Annotated in this window: 8 protein-coding genes; all 8 read left to right on the forward strand. The window is 55.9% G+C overall.

All coding sequences use genetic code 11. The features are described from left to right. On the forward strand, window positions 1–624 hold a 624-nt coding region (locus ACUTJJ_RS24155; protein ID WP_445543679.1), incomplete at its 5' end, for a hypothetical protein. A gap of 355 nt (window positions 625–979) precedes the next feature. After that, window positions 980–1,714, forward strand: a complete 735-nt coding sequence (locus ACUTJJ_RS24160) for an RraA family protein (protein ID WP_445543680.1) — start codon at window positions 980–982, stop codon at window positions 1,712–1,714. Then, complete coding sequence (locus tag ACUTJJ_RS24165; protein ID WP_445543681.1) at window positions 1,711–2,916, forward strand: aminotransferase class I/II-fold pyridoxal phosphate-dependent enzyme; 1,206 nt, start codon at window positions 1,711–1,713, stop codon at window positions 2,914–2,916. Before ACUTJJ_RS24160 ends, ACUTJJ_RS24165 begins: the two co-directional genes overlap by 4 nt. 58 nt (window positions 2,917–2,974) lie before the next feature. Next, the gene (locus ACUTJJ_RS24170) at window positions 2,975–3,799 is read left to right on the forward strand and encodes an ABC transporter substrate-binding protein (protein ID WP_445543682.1); all 825 of its coding nucleotides are present in this window, start codon (window positions 2,975–2,977) and stop codon (window positions 3,797–3,799) included. Between the two features lie 69 nt (window positions 3,800–3,868). Then, window positions 3,869–4,561: an amino acid ABC transporter permease gene (locus tag ACUTJJ_RS24175; protein WP_445543683.1), complete on the forward strand. Its 693-nt coding sequence runs from the start codon at window positions 3,869–3,871 to the stop codon at window positions 4,559–4,561. Beyond that, complete coding sequence (locus ACUTJJ_RS24180; protein WP_445543684.1) at window positions 4,554–5,243, forward strand: amino acid ABC transporter permease; 690 nt, start codon at window positions 4,554–4,556, stop codon at window positions 5,241–5,243. The genes ACUTJJ_RS24175 and ACUTJJ_RS24180 overlap by 8 nt, the downstream gene beginning before the upstream one ends. Before the next feature lie 23 nt (window positions 5,244–5,266). Further along, complete coding sequence (locus ACUTJJ_RS24185; protein ID WP_445543686.1) at window positions 5,267–5,998, forward strand: amino acid ABC transporter ATP-binding protein; 732 nt, start codon at window positions 5,267–5,269, stop codon at window positions 5,996–5,998. A 31-nt stretch (window positions 5,999–6,029) separates the two neighbouring features. Further along, window positions 6,030–6,908, forward strand: an 879-nt coding sequence (locus ACUTJJ_RS24190) for a LysR family transcriptional regulator (RefSeq protein WP_445543685.1), incomplete at its 3' end; no start/stop codon positions are given.

Here is a 6,908-nt window from a genome sequence, read left to right on the forward strand (position 1 = left end):
TGGGTCGGACTCTGGCGCGGCGATCGGTTTCTGGCCGACAAGAATGCCTTTTGGGAAACCTACGCAAGTCTGTTGGCATACGTCGCGTCCGCCAAGGAGACCGATGGAACGCCGCATTTCGAAGCCAACAACCTGACAAGGCATTACGAAGAGATCATACAGGCTGCCGCCGGCTCGCGCCGTGTCTGGGTGCTTAACTTAGCTAGCAGCGTGGAGGCCTTGCTGCTGGAGCTGTTTCCGCGCAGGTCGAAGGATCAATCGGCCGACGAGAAGGCCATCGCCGACCTGGTCGAGCACATCGGCAAGTGGCCCGGCGACAATGACTTAAAGGCCGCGGCAGCGGGCGCTGTCAGAAGGAAGGCTGAAATGAACGCCTCAAAGGCACTCACCACGCTTTTCGAGCGAGGTGGCGTCAATAAGTCTGGAGTGGACGCCTGGAAGGCCGTACGGCACAAGGTCATGCATGGATCGCTGGTATCGATCTATTCGGACAAGGAAGAGGACGACCGCATTCTGGCCTTAGTGGAATTGGTCCACCGCCTTTCTGAACAGATTGTAGGACTCGCGCCTTCCGGCGAGACGGACGGCGACGCGCGGCCACCCACCCCGATTGAAAGGGCATAGAGGAGGTTGCTCAACGGTTCCGATTTGTCGGTGCGCGGTGCCCGATATACCGTGAAAGGGTCAGAAAATGAGCGGCCCGCACGGTAAGGCCATTTCGTGCGAGCAAAGCCGATCTAAATCAATGAGTTGTCTTTTACAGACAGCCTTTGTGATTGCAGGGTTGACGGTTCGAATCCCTTCAAGAGCATGAAAAAGTCAGCGCGAGCAAAGAGTTTAGCCGCACCCGAAACCGATAAAGGAGGCTCCCGTTGTGCTTTTGACGGGAAGTCGCATAAAAGATCCGCACTTGGTCTAAACGCAGGCAAGTCACTCTGTATACGAATTTTCTTCGCTCGATGATAAGAAATCATATCGTTTGACGAAATTACAGGAAATTAGTTCCTTGCTTGGGCAACTATGCGAGGACACCGTGACTAAAATCGGATTTAGAATGTTGGAGCGCGCAGGTGAGCGTGTATCCCAAAACGTGATCAAGGCATTTCTCGATATCGGCGTCGCCCAAGTGAGCGACTGCATGGGTCGCCTCTACGGCTCACACAACCTTACGCCTGTACACGGGGCCGGCTTACGCATGGCAGGCATCGCTCTGACCGTAAAGACCCGTCCTGGCGATAACCTCCTCATCCATCAGGCAATAGCGACGGCGCAACACGGCGATGTCATCGTTGTCGACGGTGGCGGCTGCACGACAAATGCGCTGGTTGGTGAGCTCATGCTAAAGCAGGCGCAGGCCCGCGGTATCGCAGGTTTTGTCATCGACGGCATGGTTCGTGATGCCGAAGCTTTCAGACGCGAGAAATTTCCCTGCTTTGCCCGGGGGCTCTCACATCGAGGTCCGTACAAAGATGGCCCGGGCGAAATGAACGTGCCTGTCGCCGTCGGCGGTCTTGTCGTTCAGGCAGGAGACGTGATCATCGGTGATTGCGACGGCCTGCTTTCGATCCCGGCCAGCCACGCGGCCGATGTGCTTGCCATGGCGCAAGCTACCGAGACGAGCGAACAGAAGCGGATGGAAATGATTGCTGCCGGTACCTATCAGAAACCCTGGCTTGCCAAGACTTTGTCCAAGCTTGCCGAGGAGTATGCATGAGCATCGTTGCTGAACGCATGCGGCAGGTCAAGTTGTCGCCGAGTGTAGCCGCGCGCATCATCCTCAATCGTCTCCGCGAAGAAGGTCGCCGTATCATCGATCTGACGATCGGCGAGCCCGATTTTGCAACGCCAGCCCATATCTGCAAGGCTGCTGTTGAGGCGATGGAACGCGGTGAGACCAAATACCCATTGTCGCAGGGTACAATGCCGTTGCGCCGCGCGGTTGCCAATCGTCTAATTCTCGATACTGGTGTTACCTATCCGGTCGACCAGATCATTGTCAGTACAGGCGCCAAGCAGGTTCTCTACAACGCGCTGATGTCGTCGCTCGAAGATGGTGACGAAGTCATCATTCCGGCACCCTATTGGGTGTCCTATCCCGATATGGTCGAGCTTGCCGGTGGCACACCGGTCACCCTGTCTACCGACGCCGGAAAACGTTACAAGATCGAACCGGAAGCGCTGGCCAGAGCAATCACGCCTAAAACCAAATGGTTGATGATGAACGCTCCCAGCAATCCCTCTGGCGCGGTTTACGACGAGGCAGAGCTGCTGGGTCTGGCCGAGGTACTGCGCGCCAATCCGCATGTTTGGGTTATGACCGACGACATCTATGCGCGGCTGACCTTCAACGGTCGCCCGGCATTGCATATACTGCAAGTCGCCCCGGGTCTTGCCGACCGTATCCTTGTAGTCAACGGGGTATCCAAGGCCTATGCGATGACCGGCTGGCGCATTGGTTACGGAGCTGGCCCCAAGGACCTGATCAAGGCCATGGCCGTCGTTCAGTCGCAAAGCACGTCGGGCGCTTGCTCCATTAGTCAGGCAGCAGCTCTTGCAGCTCTGACCGGTCCCCAGGATTGTGTCACCGAATTCGCGAGTTCGTTTCGCGAGCGCCGGGATGCGGCGCTTGCCATCCTATCGGATGCGCCCGGACTTAATGCGGTTTCGCCCGATGGAGGCTTTTACATCTTCCCGGACTGCACAGCGTTGATAGGTAAAACGGCTCCTGACGGCACAACCATAAAGAGTGATGCCGATCTTGTTCAGTATATCCTAAAGGAGAGTGGCGTGGCGCTGCTCGACGGCGGCTCTTACGGCATTCCGGGGACGTTTCGTCTTTCTTTTGCCTCGGCCATTGATGAGGTACGCGAAGGGTGTGAAGCCATTAAGGGGCTTTGTACAGCACTGGCTGACTGACAGCAATCCAACCAACCGACCATATGTCGGCCTCAAAAACAAGAAGAGAGGGAATGATATGAAAAGAACAATCCTGGCAGGTCTGGCTATCGCTCTGCCCCTGGCGATTTCGGCATTTGCTGCCAAAGCTGATCAACTGGAGGAGATTAAGGCGCGCGGCACGCTGGTTTGCGGCACGCTTGGTACATCCGAGCCCTTCAGCTTCCAAGACAGCGCAACGCGCTCGCTCGTCGGCTATGACGTCGATTTCTGCAAGTATGTTGCGGACAAGTTGGGCGTGAAGGTCGAATACAAGCTGCTTGCTGTCGCCGCCCGTATTCCGGAACTGCAGAGCGGTCGTGTGGATGTCGTTGCCGCCAATCTCGGCTGGTCGAACGATCGTGCCGAGCAGATTGAATTCAGCCATCGTTACTACACAACTCCTCAGAAGCTTCTGGTTCGTGCAGATAGCGATATCAAGACGATCGAAGATCTGGCGGAAAAGCGCATCGGTGCCACCAAGGGCTCGAGCTCTGAACGTGTCATCCAGGAGCGCCTGCCCAAGGCTCGCGTCATCGGTTATGCTGATAGCCCAGCTGCATTCCTGTCGCTGCAGCAGCGCAAGGTCGACGCCCAGTTCGCGTCCGAATTGGTTCTGGTTCGTCTCGTCAACCAGAGCCCGGACAGCTCTCCGACCCGCATCTTGGAAAAGGCAGTGGTTGATGAGCCGTGGGGTCTCGGGATCAAGAAGGGTGAGACCACTCTTCTGAAGGCCGTCAACAGTGCGCTCGAAGAGGCTGAGACCTCCGGCGAGGCTGTGAAGATCTACGACAAGTGGTTCGGTGATGCGACGGCCTACAAGCTGAAGCGCTCCTTCACCATCGGTCCGATCTCCGTCGAATAATCCTGCCATAACCAACAGGTCGCGCCGTCTTGGAAAGGTTGCGCGGCCTGCCTTCTTTAAGAGGCGAGAATGGACCTACTTACAGCTGACCAGATTCAGCAGTTGCTATGGGGGCTGAAGACTACGACCCTGCTATTTGCAGTTTGCTGGCTGATGGCTTTCACCGTTGCGCTTATCCTTGTGGTGGTCAGGGCGACGGAAATCACAGCCTGCAGATGGATCGTTGACGCCTTCGTCGCCTATCACCGCAACGTGCCGCTGCTGGTGCAAGTCATGTTCTGGTATTTCGGCATGCCGGAATTGCTCCCGGAAGATTTCCGCTACTGGCTTTACGACCACAACGCCGAGTTCTGTTTTGCCGCGATCGCTCTTGCGCTTGGCAACTCCGCATATCTCGCCGAAGACATCCGAAGTGGCCTGCGTGCCATTCCCCATACACAGTTCGAGGCTGCGCGTTCACTCGGCTGCACCTACATGCAGACGATGCGCTACATCGTGGTGCCGCAGGCGTTGCGCATTTCACTCCCGCCGCTCGTCGGCCGCGCGCTGCTTTTGTTCAAGAATACCAGTATCGCGATGGCGATCGGTGTTGCAGAGCTAACCTACCAGACACGCGAGATCGAAAACCTGACCTTCAAGAGCTTCACCGTTTTCGGTATTTCCACCGTCCTTTACCTCATCGGAACACTACTGATCATGGCCTTCGGCGCATGGCTTGAGAAACGGATGCGTATTGGCGCCCGGGAGGCCTCCAATGCTTGATATCATTCGCGAATACTGGCTGAGCTTTCTAATCGGCCAGTATCCAAACGGCCCGCTCGGCGGCCTTGCCATGACGCTGATCGTGGCGGTTCTGTCGATCCTGTTTTCCTTCCCGATTGCCATCGGGCTTGCGCTGTCGCGTTTGTCGACCTTCCGATGGCTGCGTGTCACCAGCATGGCACTGGTTAACTTGGTGCGCGGCATTCCGCTGTTGATGCTGATCTTCTGGTGTTACTTCGTCATCCCGATTGCCACGGGCTACGCGGTGTCCGGTTTCTGGACGCTTGTCTGCGCGCTGACGATCTACGAGGCGGCTTACCTGTCTGAGGTCATCCGCGCCGGGATAGCGTCTTTGCCCAAGGGGCAGGTCGAAGCCTCGCGGTCGCTGGGCGCCAGCTATGCCCTGACAATACGCAGCGTAGTTCTACCGCAGGCTCTCTTCAATGTCTTGCCGAGCATGACCAGCCAGTTCATCTCCACGATCAAGGAGACGTCGCTTGGTTACGTTATTGCTGTCAACGAACTCACCTTCGCTGCCAATCAGGTAAACAGCCTGCTGCTGACCAAGCCGTTACAGGTCTTCACTATTCTCGCCATCACTTATTTCGTCGTCTGTTTCGTGCTCACCCGCGGCCTGACAGCGCTCGAAACCTCCATCCGACGCAAGAGGGGCCTCGCATGACCGATCAGAACAATTCAAATGCCATGGTCTCTTTCGACAAGGTCAACAAGTGGTATGGAACCCACCAGGTGCTGACCGATATCACTTTTGAGATTCCGAAGGGCCAAGTTGTTGTCGTATGTGGCCCGTCAGGCTCTGGCAAATCGACGCTAATCCGCACCATCAACAGCCTGGAGCCGATTCAGAAAGGCAAGATTGTTCTCGATGGCGTCGAGGTCCACGGGCCGAAAACCGATCTCAACCAGTTACGCCAAAGGGTCGGGTTCGTTTTCCAGCAGTTCAACCTCTTTCCGCACATGAGTGTGCTGGACAACATCACTTTTGCTCCGATCAAAATTCAGAAGCGTCCGCGTGCCGATGCCGAAGCATTTGCCCGCGAGCTTCTTGCCCGTGTCGGTCTGTCAGAAAAAGCGGATAGTTTTCCCGGCTTTTTGTCTGGCGGTCAGCAGCAGCGTGTGGCGATTGCACGTGCGCTTGCACTGCGTCCGCCCGTCATCCTCTTCGATGAGCCGACAAGCGCGCTCGATCCTGAGATGGTGGGTGAGGTGCTTGCCGTCATGAAGTCTCTTGCCAGCGAAGGTATGACTATGGTCTGCGTCACCCACGAAATGGGTTTTGCCCGCGACGTTGGGGATCGGGTAATTTTCATGGATCAAGGCCGCACCGTCGTTGATACGACGCCAGAGATGTTCTTTAATAATCGCGAACATCCGCGAGTGCAGCGTTTCCTTTCCGACATCAAGGGACAACACTAAGACCGCTCAAAAGAACCGGGGACGTCCAGGCGTGTACACTCTCAAGCAGCTTGAAGCATTTTGCGCTACAGCTGCATTCAGTAGCTTTACGGAGGCCTCCAAGCGCTTGGTCCTCACCCAGTCGACGATCGCCAAGCGCGTCGGTGAGCTAGAGAGTAGCGTCGGTGCGCCGCTTTTCCATCGCGCCGGTAGAACCTTGCACCTCACTCCTGTTGGCGAGCAGCTTCTTGTGCATGCACAGGAAATGATGGCACTGCATGAGCGGATAACTGGAACGCTATCAGATGTTTCTCAATTCCACAGTCGCCTGCGCATCGGCGCTACCGACATTATCGGTTTAACTTGGCTTCCTGCATTGATTCAGTCGATCAGGACCCATTTCCCGAAGGTGAGGATCGAGCCGGAGATCGATGGGGGTGTCAGGCTTTACGAGCGGCTTGATCGCAACGAGATAGATATTGCTCTGATGCCCGGTCCGTTTTCCAGTCCTACGATCGAATCGTGTCAGATCGGTGAGGTCGAGAATGTCTGGATGGCAGCGCCGAGCTTTAAACTAAAATCGGGCACGCTTTCAGCCCAGGATGTTTCTGAACTGCCGGTTATCGGACAACCTGACAATTCGGCGTTGACGCTGCTCTATCGCAAATGGTTCGCTGAAAATGGCTTCAACATTCAAAAGGTTCTATCTTGCAATAGCCTTGGAATGGTGGCCAAGCTTACGACCTACGGACTTGGTCTCAGTTACCTTCCAAAAAACTACTTTACTCCGGCGGTGGGAGCCGGTGAATTGATGATCGTCGAGGTCGAGCCTCGATTGCCGCCAGTCCAGTATTTCGCATTCTACAAGCGTGAAAACGCTCCACGACTGATCGAGGAAGTCTTGGTAATTATCAGCGAGGTCATTAGCTTC

The sequence above is a fragment of the Agrobacterium sp. DKPNP3 genome, from assembly GCF_052686535.1.

What these genes read in the sequence shown, in the direction of transcription:
- ACUTJJ_RS24165 (WP_445543681.1), top strand. Translation starts at nt 1,711, where the DNA reads ATGAGCATCGTTGCTGAACGCATGCGGCAGGTCAAGTTGTCGCCGAGT.
- ACUTJJ_RS24170 (WP_445543682.1), top strand. Translation starts at nt 2,975, where the DNA reads ATGAAAAGAACAATCCTGGCAGGTCTGGCTATCGCTCTGCCCCTGGCG.
- ACUTJJ_RS24175 (WP_445543683.1), top strand. Translation starts at nt 3,869, where the DNA reads ATGGACCTACTTACAGCTGACCAGATTCAGCAGTTGCTATGGGGGCTG.
- ACUTJJ_RS24180 (WP_445543684.1), top strand. Translation starts at nt 4,554, where the DNA reads ATGCTTGATATCATTCGCGAATACTGGCTGAGCTTTCTAATCGGCCAG.
- ACUTJJ_RS24185 (WP_445543686.1), top strand. Translation starts at nt 5,267, where the DNA reads ATGGTCTCTTTCGACAAGGTCAACAAGTGGTATGGAACCCACCAGGTG.